The 2,373-nt window shown below is 64.2% G+C and carries 2 protein-coding genes; both read right to left on the reverse strand.

Annotation, left to right across the window (positions count from 1 at the left end):
* Positions 1-18: 18 nt before the first annotated feature.
* Positions 19-810 (reverse strand): IS21-like element helper ATPase IstB, encoded by a 792-nt coding sequence (gene istB / locus ABD050_RS28960; protein WP_343893060.1) that lies wholly within the window; start codon positions 808-810, stop codon positions 19-21.
* A complete protein-coding gene (gene istA, locus ABD050_RS28965) occupies positions 804-2,327 on the reverse strand; it encodes an IS21 family transposase (protein ID WP_343893061.1) in 1,524 nt (507 codons plus the stop codon). Before istA ends, istB begins: the two co-directional genes overlap by 7 nt.
* Positions 2,328-2,373: the final 46 nt, after the last annotated feature.

The following is a 2,373-nucleotide window of genomic DNA, read 5'->3' on the forward strand; positions in this document are numbered from 1 at the left end:
CCGCAGTGCGGGGTTGGGTCAAGTGGTGGATTTTTCCTTTCGTGGTTTGGGTGCCGCTGCGCTGGCCCTGAACCGGAAGCTGTCGTTGCCGGTCTCCAGTATGTGGCAATGATGCGTGAGCCGGTCGAGCAGCGCGGTGGTCATCTTGGCATCACCGAACACCTCGGCCCATTCGCTGAAGCTGAGATTGGTGGTGATGACGACACTGGTGCGCTCGTAGAGTTTGCTCAACAGGTGGAACAGCAGTGCACCGCCCGAGGGGCTGAACGGCAGATATCCGAGCTCATCGAGGATGATGAGATCGAGGCGGAGCAACCGATCGGCAAGCTGGCCGGCCTTGTTCGCGGCCTTTTCTTGCTCGAGCGCATTGACCAGATCCACGGTGGCGAAGAACCGCACCTTCTTGCGGTGGTGCTCGGCCGCCTGAACACCGAGCGCTGTCGCGATATGGCTCTTGCCGGTGCCGGGTCCGCCGATCAGCACGACATTGTCGGCGCCATCGATGAACTCGCCGCGGTGGAGTTGTCGGACCATGGCTTCGTTTACCTCGCTGGCAGCAAAGTCGAACCCGGCCAGGTCTTTATAGGCAGGGAAGCGGGCAGCCTTGATCTGGTAGGCGATCGACCGGACTTCCCGCTCGGCCATCTCGGCTTTGAGGAGCTGGGAGAGGATCGGCACGGCCGCGTCGAACGCGGGCGCGCCTTGCTCGATGAGATCGCCGACGGCCTGGGCCATTCCATACATCTTCAGCGCCTTGAGCATGACCACCACGGCGGCGCTGGCGGGATCATGACGCCCAGTTCTCAACATGGGCGCAGCCCTCCATCGCGAAGGGCATCATATCGCCCGACATTGGCGAGTGGCTCCTGCGCCAGGCGCAGCGCCTGGGGCGCATCGATCGGGGAAGCCGGAGGAGCCTTCCCGTCGATCAGGCGATGTAAGACATTGAGAACATGAGTCTTGGTGGCAACGCCTGCTTCCAAAGCCAGTTCGACCGCGCATAGCACGACCTGCTCATCATGCTGGAGAACGAGGGCGAGGATCTCGGCCATTTCCCTGTCTCCGCCAGGGCGGCGCAGAATCTGACTTTGCAACTGCCTGAAGGCCACGGGCATCTCGGCGAACGGGGCACCATTGCGCAAGGCTCCCGGCTTGCGCTGGATCACCGCCAGATAATGCCGCCAGTCATAGACCGTCCGCCCGCCGGTGTGATGGGATCGATTGATAATCCGGCTGTGCTCGCACAAGATCTGACCCTCGGCGGCGATCACGATCCGCGTCGGGTAAATCCGCAAGCTGACCGGGCGGTTGGCGAACGATGCCGGCACGCTGTAGCGCGTGCGCTCGAAGTGCACGAGGCAGGTGGGTGATACCCGCTTGGTGTGCTCGACGAAGCCGTCGAACGGCCGACCCGGCGGCATCAGACTTGCGAGCTCGGTGGCGTGGACATCGGCGACGGTGCCGGGCAGCACGCTGTGCTCGATCTGCGCCCATTGCGCGATGCACTGTGCTTCAAGCCAGGCGTTGAGCGCGTCGAGATCGGGGAAGCTGGGCATCGGCTGCCACAACCGCCGCCGAGCATCCTGGACGTTCTTCTCCACCTGCCCTTTCTCCCACCCTGAGGCCGGATTGCAGAACTCGGGCTCGAACAAGTAATGGCTCGCCATCGCCGCGAACCGCGCGTTGACCTGTCGGGCTTTGCCCGTACCGATCCGGTCGACCGCCGTGCGCATGTTGTCGAAGATCCCCCGCCGCGGCACGCCCCCCAGCACGCGGAACGCCTGGGTCAGCGCGTCGAACAGCATCTCGTGGGTCTGGAGCGGATAGGCCCGGACGGAGAAGGCACGACTGTGAGAGAGCTTGGTATGCGCCACCTGCAGCTTGGTCTGCCGGCCGCCCAGCATCGCCCAGTCCTCGCTCCAGTCGAACTGGAACGCCTCGCCCGCGGCGAACACCAGCGGCACGAACGTACCGCGCCCGCTGGTCTGCGCCTCGCGCTGCCGCTCGGCCTTCCACGCCCTGACGAAGGCGGCCACGCGGTTATACGAGCCGTCGAAGCCGAGCACCACGAGGTCGGCGTGCATCTGCTTGGCCGTGCGTCGCTGCTTGCGCGACTTGGCCACCTCGGTCCGCAGCCAACTCGACAGCTTCTCTGCAAATGGATCGAGCTTGCTCGGCCGATCGGGAACCTTGAACCCGGGCTCAACCGTCCCGCCACGCAGGTACTTGCGGATCGTGTTGCGCGACAAGCCCGTGCGACGCTCGATCTCCCGGATCGGCATCTCATCACGAAAATGCCAGCGCCGGATAACGCTCAATAAAGCCATGTCGATCACTCCAGTGTCCCCCGACCAGGCAGTCAGGGGGAAGGTC

This window comes from Sphingomonas oligophenolica (assembly GCF_039522915.1).
GTDB classification, from domain to species: Bacteria; Pseudomonadota; Alphaproteobacteria; order Sphingomonadales; family Sphingomonadaceae; genus Sphingomonas; species Sphingomonas oligophenolica.